At 32.2% G+C, this 16,103-nt stretch carries 16 protein-coding genes; 7 read left to right on the top strand and 9 right to left on the bottom strand.

Features of this window, described 5'->3' with window-relative positions; genetic code table 11:
- Positions 1 to 7: 7 nt before the first annotated feature.
- From AD998_00215 to AD998_00200, 4 genes are all read right to left on the bottom strand, one after another.
- Positions 8 to 412, bottom strand: a complete 405-nt coding sequence (locus AD998_00215) for a hypothetical protein (protein ID KOY84783.1) — start codon at positions 410 to 412, stop codon at positions 8 to 10.
- A gap of 65 nt (positions 413 to 477) precedes the next feature.
- Positions 478 to 1,749 (bottom strand): seryl-tRNA synthetase, encoded by a 1,272-nt coding sequence (locus AD998_00210; protein KOY84782.1) that lies wholly within the window; start codon positions 1,747 to 1,749, stop codon positions 478 to 480.
- Between the two features lie 83 nt (positions 1,750 to 1,832).
- Positions 1,833 to 2,522 carry a transcriptional regulator gene (locus tag AD998_00205; GenBank protein KOY84781.1) on the bottom strand — a complete coding sequence of 230 codons (690 nt, stop codon included), beginning with the start codon at positions 2,520 to 2,522 and terminating at the stop codon, positions 1,833 to 1,835.
- Positions 2,519 to 3,781, bottom strand: coding sequence for a hypothetical protein (locus tag AD998_00200; GenBank protein ID KOY84780.1), 1,263 nt, complete (start codon positions 3,779 to 3,781; stop codon positions 2,519 to 2,521). The genes AD998_00205 and AD998_00200 overlap by 4 nt, the downstream gene beginning before the upstream one ends.
- A gap of 227 nt (positions 3,782 to 4,008) precedes the next feature.
- On the opposite strand from AD998_00200, the gene AD998_00195 reads away from it, so the two are divergent.
- Complete coding sequence (locus AD998_00195; GenBank protein ID KOY87987.1) at positions 4,009 to 4,347, top strand: hypothetical protein; 339 nt, start codon at positions 4,009 to 4,011, stop codon at positions 4,345 to 4,347.
- A gap of 182 nt (positions 4,348 to 4,529) precedes the next feature.
- Positions 4,530 to 5,780, top strand: coding sequence for a DEAD/DEAH box helicase (locus tag AD998_00190; GenBank protein ID KOY84779.1), 1,251 nt, complete (start codon positions 4,530 to 4,532; stop codon positions 5,778 to 5,780).
- A gap of 42 nt (positions 5,781 to 5,822) precedes the next feature.
- Here AD998_00190 and AD998_00185 read toward each other — a convergent pair whose 3' ends face one another.
- From AD998_00185 to AD998_00175, 3 genes are all read right to left on the bottom strand, one after another.
- Positions 5,823 to 7,352 carry a hypothetical protein gene (locus tag AD998_00185; protein ID KOY84778.1) on the bottom strand — a complete coding sequence of 510 codons (1,530 nt, stop codon included), beginning with the start codon at positions 7,350 to 7,352 and terminating at the stop codon, positions 5,823 to 5,825.
- Positions 7,353 to 7,354: 2 nt separating this feature from the next.
- Positions 7,355 to 7,648: a hypothetical protein gene (locus AD998_00180; protein KOY87986.1), complete on the bottom strand. Its 294-nt coding sequence runs from the start codon at positions 7,646 to 7,648 to the stop codon at positions 7,355 to 7,357.
- Between the two features lie 282 nt (positions 7,649 to 7,930).
- Complete coding sequence (locus AD998_00175; GenBank protein ID KOY84777.1) at positions 7,931 to 8,566, bottom strand: hypothetical protein; 636 nt, start codon at positions 8,564 to 8,566, stop codon at positions 7,931 to 7,933.
- A gap of 172 nt (positions 8,567 to 8,738) precedes the next feature.
- Between AD998_00175 and AD998_00170 the strand changes: the two genes are divergently transcribed.
- Positions 8,739 to 10,928, top strand: coding sequence for a glutamine synthetase (locus AD998_00170; GenBank protein ID KOY84776.1), 2,190 nt, complete (start codon positions 8,739 to 8,741; stop codon positions 10,926 to 10,928).
- 95 nt (positions 10,929 to 11,023) lie between these two features.
- Positions 11,024 to 11,680, top strand: a complete 657-nt coding sequence (locus tag AD998_00165) for a deoxyribose-phosphate aldolase (protein KOY84775.1) — start codon at positions 11,024 to 11,026, stop codon at positions 11,678 to 11,680.
- Here AD998_00165 and AD998_00160 read toward each other — a convergent pair.
- The gene (locus AD998_00160) at positions 11,675 to 12,148 is read right to left on the bottom strand and encodes a hypothetical protein (protein KOY87985.1); all 474 of its coding nucleotides are present in this window, start codon (positions 12,146 to 12,148) and stop codon (positions 11,675 to 11,677) included. The genes AD998_00165 and AD998_00160 overlap by 6 nt on opposite strands.
- A 174-nt stretch (positions 12,149 to 12,322) precedes the next feature.
- Between AD998_00160 and AD998_00155 the strand changes: the two genes are divergently transcribed.
- The 3 genes from AD998_00155 to AD998_00145 all read left to right on the top strand — a co-directional run bounded on the left by AD998_00155 (position 12,323) and on the right by AD998_00145 (position 14,657).
- Positions 12,323 to 13,324, top strand: coding sequence for a heptosyltransferase (locus AD998_00155; GenBank protein KOY87984.1), 1,002 nt, complete (start codon positions 12,323 to 12,325; stop codon positions 13,322 to 13,324).
- Positions 13,321 to 13,722: a hypothetical protein gene (locus tag AD998_00150; protein KOY84774.1), complete on the top strand. Its 402-nt coding sequence runs from the start codon at positions 13,321 to 13,323 to the stop codon at positions 13,720 to 13,722. The genes AD998_00155 and AD998_00150 overlap by 4 nt, the downstream gene beginning before the upstream one ends.
- Before the next feature lie 89 nt (positions 13,723 to 13,811).
- Complete coding sequence (locus AD998_00145) at positions 13,812 to 14,657, top strand: hypothetical protein (GenBank protein KOY84773.1); 846 nt, start codon at positions 13,812 to 13,814, stop codon at positions 14,655 to 14,657.
- A 29-nt stretch (positions 14,658 to 14,686) separates the two neighbouring features.
- Here the strand turns inward: AD998_00145 and AD998_00140 are convergent, their stop codons facing one another.
- Entirely contained in the window at positions 14,687 to 16,096 is a 1,410-nt protein-coding gene (locus AD998_00140) for an ATP-dependent endonuclease (protein ID KOY84772.1), read from the bottom strand.
- Between the last annotated feature and the right edge of the window lie 7 nt (positions 16,097 to 16,103).

Raw genomic sequence — 16,103 nt, 5'->3', positions numbered from 1 at the left:
AATTTTATTAGTTATTATCTGAAATAAAATCTCCAGAATACTGTTTTTCAAAGTCTAAAGATTTCTTTTTTTCTTTTTCTGAATAGAAAAACCTAATATATTGAATGGATTTATCGAGTATCTTTTCTGTTTCCATTTTCTCAATGATTTCCTCACTAATTTTCTGAATATTGATTTCATCAAGATTTTCAACATCTATATAAAAATCATACTCATCACTATTCTCTTTCAGTTTGAATGAACGATCTATATCTCTAAAAGAATAGTGTAATTTTATTTCTTTTAAAAAAGCTGTTTCATTCAAAGACATTTCCACCTCAGGATAATCTAGTTTGAAATTTGAACAAAATCTACATATACCATTGATTAATAGTGCAATAATTAATAAAATTAAAAATTTCAACATTTTCATTGCCCAAAATCTAATGATTTATATTTCACCTCGTTTGGGTTTTACCAAACGAGGTGAATTTCTTTTTATATCTTCTCAAACTTTGTATAAGGGTGCAATACTTTTGGAATATTGATACCATCCTCAGTTTGTTTATTTTCTAAAATAGCTGCCACAATACGAGGCAACGCCAAAGCACTACCATTGAGTGTGTGTAAAAGATGAGTTTTCTTATCATCACCTTTATAACGCAATTTCAAACGGTTCGCCTGATAGCTTTCAAAATTACTCACGGAACTCACTTCTAACCAACGTTTCTGAGCAGCAGAATACACTTCCATATCGTAAGTAAGGGCAGATGTAAAACTCATATCTCCACCACAAAGTTTTAGAACTCTGTAAGGCAATTCCAATTTTTCCAAAAGCCCTTGTACATACTCTCGCATGTCCTCAAGCGTTTCATAAGACTTCTCTGGGTGCTGAATTTGTACAATTTCGACTTTATCAAATTGGTGCAAACGGTTCAACCCTCTTACATCAGCACCCCAACTACCAGCTTCTCTTCTAAAACAAGGAGTATAGCCTACATTTTTGATAGGTAATTGTTCTACGTCTACAATCACATCTCTGTACATATTGGTGATAGGTACTTCGGCTGTAGGTATCAGGTAAAAATCATCTACTGTAGCATGATACATTTGTCCATCTTTATCAGGAAGTTGTCCTGTTCCAAAGCCTGAATCTTTGTTAATCAAAATAGGAGGCTGTACTTCAAAATAACCAGCCTTTTCAGCTTCATCTAAAAAGAAATTGATTAAAGCTCTTTGCAATTTAGCTCCCTTTCCTTTATAAAACGGAAAACCTGCTCCAGTAACTTTATTACCCAACTCAAAATCGATAATATCGTACTTTACAATGAGTTCCCAGTGTGGTAAAGCACCTTCATGTAATGTAGGCACTTCTCCATGAGATTCAACCACTACATTGTCATTGGCTGTTTTACCTTCAGGAACTTGTTCAGAAGGTAAATTGGGAAATGTTACTAATATTTGATATAATTTTTCTTCTAATTCAGATGCTTTTTCTACAAGAGTTTTGGCTTCATCAGAAAGGCTTTTGGCTTCTTGTTTTACGTTTTCAGCTTCATCTTTTTTACCATCTTTCATCAAAACACCAATTTGTTTAGAAAGCTGATTTGATTTGGCAAGGGCATCATCTTGTTGTTTTTGGGCTTCACGGCGTTGAGCATCCAAAGCCAAAGCTTCTTTTACTTTTTCTTCTGCATCAGCAAAATGCTTTTTTTGTAGCCCTTTTATAGTTTTTTCAGTATTTTCTCTGATAAATTGAATCTGTAACATAACTCGTGTTGAATAAATGAGTTACAAAATTAAAAAAGCCTATCAATAAATCCAATGTATCAGTGGAAAAGAGAAAATAAATTTTATTGATGTATAATTAATTGGAAACCAATAGAATGGTGATTTTTGATTTCTATATTTTCATCATCTTTCAAATATTTTCGAAGTTTTGAAATAAAAACATCTAAACTTCTACCCAAAAAATAATCGTCATTACCCCAAATTTTTATAAGCAACTCCTCTCTTTTTACAATATTCCCTAAATTATCCCTAAACATTTGTAAAATATCAGCTTCTTTTTGTGTAAGTACTTTGGTTTTTGAAGCAATGGAAAGACTTAAATTTGTGTAATTGAAGGTGTATTTGCCCAAAGAAGTATTTTTTTCTTTGGGTTGAGTAGAAATACTTTTACTCCTTCTTAAAAAAACTTCAATACGTAAAATCAGTTCTTCAATACTAAATGGTTTTAAAATATAATCATCAGCCCCAATTTTAAAACCCTCAATTTTATCTTCTTCCATAGATTTGGCAGTGATAAATAAAATTGGAATATGGGTGCTTTTTTCTCTAATAAGTTTTGCTACACTAAAACCGTCCAATTCAGGCATCATGACATCCAATAAACAAATATCAAAACACTCAGAAAGAAAAGCCTCCCAAGCCAATTTACCATTAGAATAAAGCATGGTTTGATAACCCGAAATATTCAAATAATCAGCTACTACTTTCCCAAGATTGGGATCATCTTCAGCAAATAGTATTTTAGTTTTCATACATGAGGAATAAAAATTTCAATGGTTGTGCCTTTGCTTTTTTCACTTTTGAGAGTGAAATATCCTTTATGACGTTTTAAAACAGCCTCTACATAGCTCAAACCTAATCCAAAACCTTTTACATTGTGCAAATTACCAGTAGGAACTCTGTAAAATTTTTCAAACACTTTTTTATGATGCTTTTTATCAATACCAATCCCATTATCTATAATGCTAATTTGAAGATACTGATTAGTATTAGATGTTTGTATTCGAATAATAGGTTTTTTATCACAATATTTTAATGAGTTTTCAAGCAAATTAAGGAGCATACTTTCAATATGAATGTTGTCAGCTTCAATCAAATCTTCTTTTGCATCCAAACTTAAAATAACTTGTGCCTCTTTTTGTTCCAAAACCAATTGTAAACTATTTAAAACTTTTTCTACTAGTTCATGCAAACTAAAACGAGTAATCTGAAGTTCCACTTTTTCAAATTGAGCCACTTGTAAAATACGTTCTATTTGCTCCTTGATACGTAATGTTTCGTTTTGAATTAAGCCCAAATAACGATTAGTAGCTTCTGTATCTTTCTGAATAACAGGTTTTTTGAGTAAATCGGAGGAAACTAAAATTGTGGATAGCGGAGTTTTAAACTCATGAGCCATATTATTGATAAAATCTTTCTGGACTTCTGAAAGTCTTTTTTGCTTTAAAATCATGGTAATGGTATAAATCAGAAGTCCTAAGAGTGCTAATAATACAATCAGAGAGAATAGCCAAAAATCCATTTCGGCTATGAGTTCATGGTTCTTTTTAGGGAAATAAATTCCAAAATAATAATTGTCTTTCTCCCATTTGGGTAATTCTTTAATCTGCTTGCCTATACGAAATTTGTTCTCTTTTTCAATGAAATTGCCATAAATCATCTGTTCATTTTGGCAATTATAAATCCCATATTCAAAATCGAGAGATAGATTTCGTTTAGAAAATTCTGTAACAAGTAGCCCTTCAAGCAAACTCACATCTATTTCAGCGTTGAGCATCACCGTAAAATAATTGTTGGAAAGTTGTTCTACAGGGCTTGTTTCAGGAACGGCTTGATTGGTAAAGACAAAAAAACGCTCTGCTACACCTCTAAGAGCCAAGTGTACATTATGATTGAACTGTTTTTCTTTCAAATCGAAAGCTTTCCGAAACCAAATAAACTGAGCAACACCTATCCCAATAAGCATGATAAGTGTTAAGGCTATTAAAATTTGAATGGTTCGGTTTTGCATATCTGTAAAATCTGATAAACAAATTTAAACGAAAAAATAGATACTTTTTTGTCATTAACATTTCATTAACAAATATTAAGAATTGTGTAACACAGCCTTATAAAAAAGCTCTGTATGTTTGTAACGTTCTTGCAAGACGACATGGTTTCACTCTAAAAAATACGTTTATGAAAAATCTAAGATTATTATTGACTTTCGTTATTTTGGCTTCTATTGCATCTATTCAAATGTCTTTCAAAAATATAGATGAAACAAGTAAAGCTATTATTGAAGTACAAAATACTACACGTGATATGGGTAAAATACCACAAGGTAAACCTATAACTGTAGAATTTGTAGTGAAAAATGCGGGAAAAGCTCCTCTTATTATGGAAAATATTCAAACTTCTTGTGGTTGTACAGTTGCCGATTTCACAAAAACACCTATTGCTTCCAATCAGACAGGCTATGTAAAAGTAACCTACAATGCGAATGCTGTGGGTAGTTTTACAAAAACAGCTACAATTCTTTCAAATGCAGAAAATAAATCTTTGATACTGACTCTAAAAGGCGAAGTGGTAAATTAATAAAAACCAATATTTTAGACCTATCAGATTTTAAAATTTGATAGGTTTTTTCATAAACCAAAAAAGAATCTAAATATTGATTTTTTTGCTTGAACTTTCTAAGCTTCTTGATGGCTTGGTAGTTACTTAATTCTTTTAGTTAAGAAAATAAACTATCTTTGTAGGTTCATAAAAAATAATCGATGAAATTTAGTGAATTAAACTTAGTTGAGCCAATTTTAAAGGCTTTAGACGAAGAAGGTTATCAAAACCCAACACCAATCCAAGAACAAGCGATCCCGATTGTTTTAGATAAAAAAGATTTACTTGCTGTTGCACAAACGGGAACAGGCAAAACAGCAGCTTTTGCAATCCCAATTTTGCAACTTCTTTCTGAAAATCCTTCACAACAGAAATCCAGAAAAGCTCGAGCTTTGATTCTCACACCAACAAGAGAACTTGCTATACAAATAGAAGAGAGTTTTGCAGCTTATGGACGACATACCAATCTGAAAAGTACAGTTATTTTTGGTGGCGTTAATCAAAATCCACAAGTAACAGCTATTCGACAAGGAGTTGATATCATTATTGCAACACCAGGAAGACTTTTAGACATTATCAATCAAGGTTTGCTCAAACTAAATACGATTGAGTTTTTCGTTTTGGACGAGGCGGATCGTATGCTAGATATGGGTTTTATTACAGACATCAAAAAATTACTGGTTTTACTACCTAAAAAGCGTCAAACGCTTTTTTTCTCTGCAACAATGCCTCCAGAAATCATTAAGTTGTCATCAAGTATTTTGATGAATCCTCTTAAAGTTTCAGTTACACCTGTCTCATCTACTGTTGATTTAATCAATCAATCAGTATATTATGTTGACAAAGAAAACAAAAACAAGTTATTGTTAGAACTTTTGAAGGATAAAGCCATCAAAACGGTTTTAGTTTTTACTAGAACAAAACATGGGGCAGATAAAGTCGTCAAAGCATTGTTGAAAGAAAACATCAAAGCTGAGGCAATTCATGGAAATAAGTCCCAAAATGCTCGACAAAGAGCATTATCCAATTTCAAAGAGCAATCAACAAGAGTTTTGGTAGCAACTGATATTGCAGCTCGTGGTATTGATGTGGATGATTTGGCTTTTGTAATTAACTACGAAACCTCTAATATTGCTGAAACTTATGTCCACAGAATTGGGCGTACTGGTAGAGCAGGAGCAAAAGGAACAGCTATTTCATTTATAGATGCAGAAGAAAAAGCTTATTTGAAAGATATTGAGAAGTTAATCAATAAGAAAATTCCTGTAGTCGTTGAACACCCATTTCCAATGATAAATGGTACTCCTGAAAAAAAGACGATACAACAAAAACCTGTTAAGAAAGGAAATAGCCAAAAAACTAGAAAACCATTTAATAAAAGTTTTAAAAAACAAAAGTATAAAGGAGATTAGTTCATTTCATTACTTTTCAATTATCAATAGAGGAATAACTGATTATATTTTGAATCCAACGACCAGAATATCATCAGTTTGCTCATTGATAAAACCTTTCCATGTGTCATGAAGCTCATTTAAATAAAGCTTTTGGTATTCAAGAGGCTTTGGATAAAATTGTAATAACTTTTCTTTGAAATGAGTCGTTAGGAATTTACTATCATTTTCACCTCCAAACTGATCAGTAAATCCATCAGATGACATATAAAAAACATCTTCAGTAGTAGATTGAATAGAGTGTTCTTCAAAATCTTTTTCCATATTAGCCAAACCTCCAATACCTATTCTTGAGCCTTTGATTTCTTTGACACCATTTTTATTTACAATAAACAGAGGTCTTTTGGCACCTCCAAAACAAACTTCTTTAGTACTTTTATGTATTCGGCAAATGGCTATATCCATACCATCTGTAACATTGTAAGGCTTTTCTTTATCTTGTTGGAGAGTTTTATTAAGTTCTTTATCAAGCATTTTTAAAATTTCTTTAGGGCTAAAAATTTGATCTTCCTTAATGATATGATTCAATAAATCATTACCAATAACAGTCATAAAAGCCCCAGGAATACCATGTCCAGTACAGTCAGCAACAATCAGAAATAAATATTCATTAACAGATGTGAACCAATAAAAATCTCCACTTAAAATTTCTTTAGGTTTATATAAAACCATCATATCTGTAAAGTGAGGTTTCATAAGGTCTATTTGAGGCAAAAGAGCCATCTGAATTTTTTTTGTGTAATAGATGCTATCTATTAGTTCTTCATAAGTTTTTGTTAATTCATCGTTTTGTGTTTGTAAAAGTTCTTTTTGTAAGATGAGATCTTGATTTTGTTTATTAAATTGTTCGTATAAATTTACTAGTTCTTTATTTTTTTCTTCAATTTCATTTTGCTGTTCGGAAAGTACTTGATTAAATCTTTCCATTTTTTCTGTTTTTAAAATATTTCTTCTACTAATACTTTTAAGAACACTAACATAAAAACGAATAATATACATTAAAAAAATAGACAACAGCGAATTTGTAAAAATAGCAAATAGGATAGTCTGATAGCTATTTAATTTACTACTAAATCCATTATTACTTAATTCAAGAATACCTAACGTTACTATGGATAAAATACCTATAGACATCCAAATAATACCCATTTTTTTGCCAGCATACAAAAAAGCAATAATACCAGATAATAGAAAGGAAGCAATTGCAGGAGATTTGATTCCTCCTGTTTCTATGTTGCCAATTAAAACTATACAATAAATACTAAAACTTATTGCATTACCAAATAAAATTAAGGATCCAGTTTTTTTAAAAGAATATAGACTAACAAACAAAAGAGCAATTATACCAATAACTGTCGAAGCACTTATGGAAAGTTCAAGAGTAAGATTTAAAGGTATAAGAACAGTTAAGAATATAATCCCGACCAAAGTTGCTTCTATGACATTTTCAGATTTTTTGAAAACGGAAATATCAGATTGGTAATTTTTGGGGATAAAATAGTTTTTGAGTTTTTTGAATGTTTTTATAGGCATTATTACGCTTCAGGCATTAAGTTGATTTTAAGAATTTTAAAACGGCTCTGCTTTTTATCATAATAGAATTTTTGCAATACATCAAAAATATCGTTTCCTCTAAACCACGAAACTTGTACTTTTTCGTTGCTTTTTGCATCTAACCATTCTATCTGATAACTCTCTTGATTCTTTTTGAATTCACTAATATAAGCTATCATATCTTCTAAAATAGCTATCTTATTTCCTCCTTTGGTTGAATGGAATAAAAATTTTTGATTATGTTCTCTGTTAATCGTGATAAGGTCAAGTTTGATGAGTGGCGTTTTATGGTCTTGTTTATCAGGTACTAAGTTATAGTCAAAATATATTTGGGTCTCATTTAGTTGCTCCCTGATTTGATTTTCTAATTCAATTTCTTTTAATAAAATTTCTGCAGGTTGCTGAATTGCGTTATGACGATTTTCCATGTTGTAACAATAATTTATTGCCAAATTAAGATATTTGTTTTATGAATGAAATTTTTTTACTGAAAAATATAAAAAAAGGCAATAGAAACTCAATTCTATTGCCTTTTATGAAACTTAAATAATTTTTGACTATTTTTTGTTTTTTGAAAAAGAGCCACTTTTCATATCATAATCTTTAAAGCCAATACTTACACCTACCATCAAAGCAAGGTTAGAATTATAAAGCTTGGTAGTCCCCTTGTCTAAATCTGTCAAACCTAAATTATAACGAACATCTGCATTTAGCCAAATTTTAGGAGCTAAATTGTAATTGAAACCCACTCCAAGGGTAGCTCCAAAATCTGTTGTCTCTAATAAAGTCCCATTAGGGTCTAAATCATTTCCATCTTTGTCTTTTGCTGAGAGTAAAAAGCCAATTTGAGGACCTAAAAGCACTTTTGGCTTGAAGTTGTTTTTACCAAAATAGTATGCACCCAAAATAGGTACTTGCAAGTAATTGAAATTAGTGGAGGTTTCTGTTCCTAAAACTTCAAATTTTGCACCTTGTTGGCTATATAGAAGTTGTCCTGTTAAACCAAAATCATCAGTAATGCTATAATTAGCAAAAATACCACCAGCAAAACCTAATTTACCAGAACTATTATCTGTATTATCTCCTCGTAAATTAGAGTAGTTCAATCCTAGAATAGGGCCTACTGAAAAATTTTGTCCAAAAACAAACTGCTGACATAAGATAAATAAAAATAATACAATCGACTTTTTCATAAAAATTTAGAGTTTTGATGTCCTAATTTTAACGAAAAAAAATATTTAAAGGTTCTAAAATCAATAAAAAAGGTTTTTTTTAAAAATAAGACATTTTTTATACTTAAAAATTTAAAAAGTATATAAATTTTAATAATTTTGCATCAAATTTAATCCTAAATCTTTAAAAATTATGTCAATTTTAAGATTTGAGGCTATAAAACAAGCCCAAGACCGTCCTTTTGTAAAAGTAACTCCCCCTTCAGAAAAAATTTCTGATTATTTTGGTGTCAATGTATTTGGTGACGAAGCAATGCGACAATACTTGAATGCTGACACCTACAAAAAATTAAAATCAGCTATTGCTCAAGGGCAGCCTATAAGCTTAGAATTGGCGGATAGTGTGGCTTCTGGTATGAAAAGTTGGGCAATGAGCAAAGGTGTAACACACTATACTCACTGGTTTCAACCTCTTACAGGACTTACAGCCGAAAAACATGATGCTTTTTTCGATTTAGAAAGTGATGGCAGAGTACTTGAGAAATTTAAAGGTTCAGCTTTGGCTCAACAAGAACCAGATGCTTCTTCATTCCCCAGTGGAGGTATTCGTTCTACTTTCGAAGCTCGTGGTTATACAGCTTGGGATGCAACGTCTCCTGCTTTTATTATGGAAGATAATGGGACAAAGACTTTGTGTATTCCTACCGTATTTGTTTCTTATACAGGTGAGGCTTTGGATTTTAAAATGCCTTTGTTGAAAGCTTTGCATGCTGTAGATAAAGCTGCAACATCTGTTGCTCAATATTTTGATTCTGATGTTACCAGTACTATTGCAACATTAGGACCTGAGCAAGAATATTTCTTGGTGGATAAAGCCATGTATTATGCTCGTCCAGACTTAGTTTCTACTGGTAGAACACTTTTTGGACATACTCCTCCTAAAGGACAACAATTAGAAGACCATTATTTTGGCTCAATCCCTTCTCGTGTAAGAGCATTTATGGTAGATTTTGAAATTGAATGTTTAAAGTTAGGTATTCCCATTCGTACACGTCACAATGAAGTAGCTCCTGCTCAATTCGAATGTGCTTCTACATTTGAAGAGGCAAATTTGGCAGTTGATCATAATTTGCTTTTGATGGATGTAATGGAAAAAGTTGCTGACAAACACGATTTGAAAGTGCTTTTCCACGAAAAACCTTTTGCAGGTATCAATGGTAGTGGTAAACATAACAACTGGTCTTTACAAACCAACACAGGTATCAATTTGCTTTCACCAAGTACCAAAGCAAAAGATAATTTAAGATTTTTAACCTTTTTTATCAATGTTATCAAGGCTGTACACGATAATGCAGATTTATTGCGTGCAAGTATCATGTCGGCTGCAAACGAACATCGTTTAGGTGCAAATGAAGCTCCTCCTGCAATTATCTCCGTTTTTGTGGGTGCTCAAATGAGTGAAATCTTAGATGAATTAGAGAAAAAAGCTACTATAAAAGTTTCTAAAGGTGAGAATATCTATATGAAAACAGGCATTAATAAAATACCTCCTGTACTTTTAGATAATACAGACCGTAACAGAACATCTCCATTCGCATTTACAGGTAATAAATTTGAATTTAGAGCTGTAGGTTCTTCTGCAAATTGTTCTTCTAATATGATTGTCATCAATACAATTATGGCAAATCAGTTGGCTCTATTTAAAGAGGAAGTAGATAAACGTATAGCTAAAGGTGAAAAGAAAGAAGCAGCTATTATCAATATTTTGAAAGGCTATATCAAAGATAGTAAGAAAATTATTTTTGAAGGAGATGGTTATTCAGAAGCATGGAAAAAAGAAGCTTTGAAAAAAGGTTTAACCAATGTTACTTCTTGTGTGGAGTCTTTGGAGGCTTTTGTAAGTAAAAAGACTATTGAGATTTTTGAAAAACACAATGTTTTATCACACAGAGAATTAGATGCTCGTTATGAAATTTTATTAGAAATATATATTAAAAAGATTCAAATAGAATCTCGTATGATGGGTGAATTGGTTGTAAATCATGTTATTCCTACTGCTATTTCTTACCAAAATAAATTGGTAGAATATGTAAGAAGCTTGAAAGCAATAGGTATTGAAGATGCTTTGGTAGAGAGTACACTTGTAACAGTCAAGAAAATAGCTAATTATGTGAATGATTTGCAAACTAATGTTCGTGATATGATTGAAACTCGTAAGCAGGCAAACAATACAGAAGATGTGAAAAAACGAGCTAAAATTTATAGCGAGAAAGTAAAACCTTATTTTGAGCCTCTTCGTTATGCTGTGGATAAATTAGAACTTACTATCAGCGATGAAGCATGGCCTTTGGCAAAATACAGAGAATTGTTACTTATCAAATAAAAAAATGAAAAGACCTTTAAAATTCTAAAGGTCTTTTTTTATGGTTATGTTTCAATAACTTATTAAATTTGATTTTCAACATCAAGGAAGTATTTATGAATAATATAGCGTCTTATATAGAACATACGATTTTAAATCCACTCACTACCTCCAGCGAAATAGATAAATTGATAGGAGAGGCAAAAGAGTATAATTTCGTAGGAGTTTGTGTACCACCTTATTGGGTAGAAAAAACCCATAGAGATTTACGAGGTACAGACATTAAAACGGTTACAGTAGTAGGCTTTCCTTTGGGATATCAGAGAACGCAAGCCAAAAGACAAGAAATGGAAACGGCTATCAAAGATGGTGCAGATGAACTGGATATGGTTATGACGCTTTCGGCCTTTGCCAATGGCTCTTATGATTGGGTAAAAATAGAAATTGCACAACTTGCTAAATTAGCTCATGAAAGAGAAAAAATATTGAAAGTGATTCTAGAAACAGCTTACTGGAATGATGAACAAATCAAATTAGCTTGCCAATTGTGTGTAGAAGCAGGAACCGATTTTGTAAAGACTTCTACAGGTTTTGCCAAAGAAGGAGCAAAAGTAGAACATATACAACTCATGCGTAGTATTTGTCCTACTTCTGTAGGTGTAAAAGCTTCTGGAGGTATCCGCTCTTACGAGAATGCAATAAGTATGATACAAGCAGGTGCTGATAGAATTGGCACTTCTGCAAGTGTAGCTATTGTAACGCAGGGATTATAATGCTTCTGTGTCTTCGCCTGCGTCTTGTTTCCACTTTTTATAACGAGCAGAAATCTTTTTAGCAATTTTTTCGTAGTTTTTCCAATTATCCTCTACGTGATAGATAGAGGGTAAATCTGCTGCTAAGGTTTTTTCGTAATCCTTTTTATAACGACCACTTTGATAATAAAATACACAAAAGTCGTTACCTTCATCGTTAAATAACTCTGAACCTAAGTAACCATCCCAAACAGCACTCAAAATGGAACAACTAATTTGTCTTCTTCTGAAACGTAGAATTTGTAAGGCTGCTTCTTCCTCGAAGAAATCACTATAAAGATCATTCTCGCATACCCATCCCAAAAACATACCAATATGAACATAAGCTTGCTCTATAGGAAGAACATTGGGGAAGTTTCCTAAAAAATGATGCTTTGCTCTATCGTATATAAAGTTCTTGGGCTTTCCTGATTGTGATAAAACTGCCATATGGTGTGCTTTATTTGTAGAATTCAAATTTAAAAAAATATTCGGAAAAAATAACTTTTTTTATTTTTTTTCATGCAAAAATGAAAAATCGTATAAATTTTTCCTTGAAAAATGGCTATTTTTGACGTAAGTTTATCAAAAAGTATATTTTTTTTATGCAAAAATAAAAAATTAATGAAAAAAACTTACCAAAAGGTACTCATTATACAAACTGCTTTTATTGGGGATGTAATTTTAGCTACAGCCGTATTGGAGAAGCTTTATGCATATTATCCAGAAGCAGAATATACTTTTTTATTACGAAAAGGTAACGAAATGTTACTTCAAAATCACCCATTCTTAAAAAAGGTATTGGTGTGGGATAAGAGCCAAAATAAATATAAAAACTTTTGGAAAACTCTAAAGCAAATTAGATTTGAAAAATACGATTTGGTAGTAAACTTGCAAAGATATGCTTCTTCAGGGATATTTATGGCTTTTTCTGGTGCAAAAGAAAAGATGTGTTTCGATAAAAACCCGTTTTCTTGGGGGGCTACTCATAAGGTAAAACATAAAATCGAAAAAGGAACACATGAAATAGATAGAAATCAGAGTTTAATAGCTCATATTACAGATGAAAAAAGTGCAAAACCAAAACTTTATCCCTCTATAAGCGACTTTGAGACAATAAAACCTTACCAAGACAGTAAATATATTTGTATAGCTCCTGCTTCAGTTTGGTTTACCAAACAATTTCCTATACATAAATGGATAGAATTCATTAAATTATTGCCGATAGAAACTAATATTTATTTATTGGGAGCAAAATCAGACTTTGAATTGTGTGAAGAAATCAAAGAGAAAGCAAAACACCCGTTTTTACATAATCTGGCAGGTAAACTAAACCTTTTGGCATCGGCAGCATTGATGCAAAAAGCTACAATGAATTATGTAAATGACTCAGCACCATTGCATTTGGCTTCAGCTCTTAATGCTCCAGTTTGTGCTGTATATTGTTCAACAGTTACTGATTTTGGATTTTACCCTGTGTCAGAAAAATCTTATGTAATAGAAACGGCTCAAAATTTGCCATGTCGTCCTTGTGGTTTGCATGGATACAAAGCCTGCCCCAAAGGGCATTTTGCTTGTGCAGAAAGTATAGATACACAAAAACTGGCAGTTTTGATGAATATATGATAAAACAATGGCTGATATGGCTATTATTTTTTGTAGGCTTTCAGGGTGTACTCAAAGCTCAAAACTCTATTAATATAGACTCTGTTTATACAGTTGCAGAACAAATGCCCGAACCAGTAGGTGGTTATCCTAAATTTTATAAATATTTAGACGAAAATATTTATTACACACAAACAGCTATTGATAAAAAAATAGAAGGATATGTATTTGTACAATTTATTGTAAATAAAGCAGGAAAGTTAGAAAATATAAAAATTGTAAAAGGTTTAGGGTATGGGTTAGATGAAGAGGTCATAAGAGTATTTGAAGAAAGCCCAGTATGGTTTGTAGGAAAAGAAAAAAACACACCTATAAAGGTTCGAATGACCTTTTCAGTAGTATTTAGATTGCCCAAATAATTAAATTCATGAAAAAAAGTGATTAAAGTCTTGTAGATAAGGCATATATTTATGTAATTTTAACCAAAGGAACTCAAATTATTTCTTTAATGAAAACCATCATCATTCCTACCGATTTTTCCGAAAATGCTTCTGTAGCAGTCAATTTGGCTCTAAGAATCAATCAGGAAACAGCATGCCGTTTTGTATTTGTCAATGTTTCACAACCAGAAATATCTGTTACACTAACAGGTAAACAACATTCTGATGCGATAGACGCTTTTGTCGTTAGCAAGGAAAAAGAGTTAAAAGAATATACTGAAAAACTTGGTGTAACAGCTTTGCCTAAAAGAGAAATTCTATATGTGGTACGAACAAGCCCATTAGTTTCAGAAAGCCTTTGTGAAGTAGCTAAACAACAAAAAGCTGATTTAATTATCATGGGTACGAGAGGCTCAAGTGGTATGAAAAAGGTGTTTTTTGGGAGTAATGCCTCTAATACTATTCAAAATTCTGAAATACCTGTTATGGCTGTTCCAAGTGGCTACCAAAGCACAGCTATCGAGTATATAGCTTTGGCTACAGACTTGGTAAACGCCGAAAAGAAAATTGAAAAAGTAATGGAGCTTGCTCGTATTTTTGATGCAAACCTACAATTGGTGCATGTGTATCCAAATTACCCTGAAATGGTAAAGTTAGATACTTTCAATAATCAAAAGTTTATAGAAGATTTAAAAGAAAAATTAAGTTATAACCGTTTAGAATTGCATTTCCAACATACCAACTCTGAAAATGATATTCATGGAGGTTTGAAGGAATTTGCTCGTGTCTATAAACCAGATATGATAGTGATGTTTACACACAAACGCAGTTTCTGGGACAAGATTTTTGATGGAAGTAGAACAGAAGAAGTCGTTTATACAACCAATATTCCATTGTTAGCGATTAAAGCATAAAAATTAAAGGGAGATTTTCATCTCCCTTTTTAATTACTCTCAAAGAACTCATCTCTAAAATTTACCAAAAACAATTCTTTTTCTGCTCTTGTTAGTCCTGTATAAAGCCATCTCAAAAAGTCTATATTGAGCATTTCTTCAGTTAAAAATCCTTGTTCTACAAAAACTGCTTGCCATTGCCCTCCTTGCGATTTGTGGCAAGTAATGGCGTAAGCAAATTTTACTTGTAAAGCATTGAGATAAGGGTCGTTTTTGAGAGCTTCTTGCCTTTTACGTTGTTGAGTAATATCAGCATAACTCTCTAGAACTTGTTTATAAAGACTCTCATAGTCTTTTGTGGGTAGAGAGGGGTGTTCAGTGTAAAGAGAATTTAAGATAACCTTTGCTTCAAAAGGAGGGGCATCAGGATAATCGACCAAACGGAGTTCCATTGTTGCAAAACGAAAACCATATTCTTCTTCTTCATTTCTGATTTTCTGAATCTGAACAAAATCTCCATTGGCTAAGAAACCTTCTTGACCGTTATCTGAGAGTACAAAATAATTGTTTTTTACAATCATCAGATAATCACCTGCTTCTATTTCTGATTCGGCAAATCGGATAGCCCTTCGGATGTATTGGTTAAAATTATTTGCATTTTTATTAGAACGACAAATTACAATGGTATCTTCAATTCCAAACTTATCATAAGCGTACCTGAGTCCGTCCTCAAGGCGTTCGCTGGTCATTTTATAAAAATCTTTGTAGCCTTTAGTTCTCAGTTGTAATTTTATATCCTCATTTTTCAGACTATTTCTGATAAGAGTGGCATTATAAAGTATCCCTGAGTTTTGTTCTTGTCGCATGACTTGGGTAAACTCTTGAAAAATAATATCCAAATCATATTTGCTTGTCATATAATCTTTATCCAAAGCTACACTCAAGTTTTCTCCTACAGGAGGCAATTGTGCTACATCGCCGACCAATAACAGCTTATTTTGAGAGCCCATATTCTCAAAAACATACGAAATCAAATCATTCAACAAACTTTTTGAACCAAAAACGGCTGTATCTGAAATCATAGAAGCCTCATCTACAATATAAATGGTTTTTTCAGAAGAGTTTTTAACTCTTTTGAATACGAAATTGCCTTGTTTGGTATCTGTTTGTTGGTAAATCTTTCTGTGAATTGTAGAAGCTCTTTTGTGGGCATAACCGCCTAATACTTTTGCTGCTCTTCCTGTGGGTGCAAGTAACGAAATTTTATAACCCATTTTGGAGGCAATTCTAACCAAGCTACTCACCATCAAGGTTTTCCCCGTACCTGCATAACCTCTTAAAATAATGGTTGAACGCTTTTCTGAATCCTGAAAAAAATTATCCAGTTTTGTGGCAAATTCTTGCTGTTCGGTAGTAAGCTGAAAATTAATGTTTTGCGTGAAAAGCTGAGAAGCTTTCATAGTTTTA

The sequence above is a fragment of the bacterium 336/3 genome (assembly GCA_001281695.1).
In the GTDB taxonomy this organism is placed as follows: Bacteria; Bacteroidota; Bacteroidia; order Cytophagales; family Thermonemataceae; genus Raineya.
Note: the sequence above shows the minus strand (reverse complement) of the source record. Positions and strands in the feature narration are given on the sequence as shown.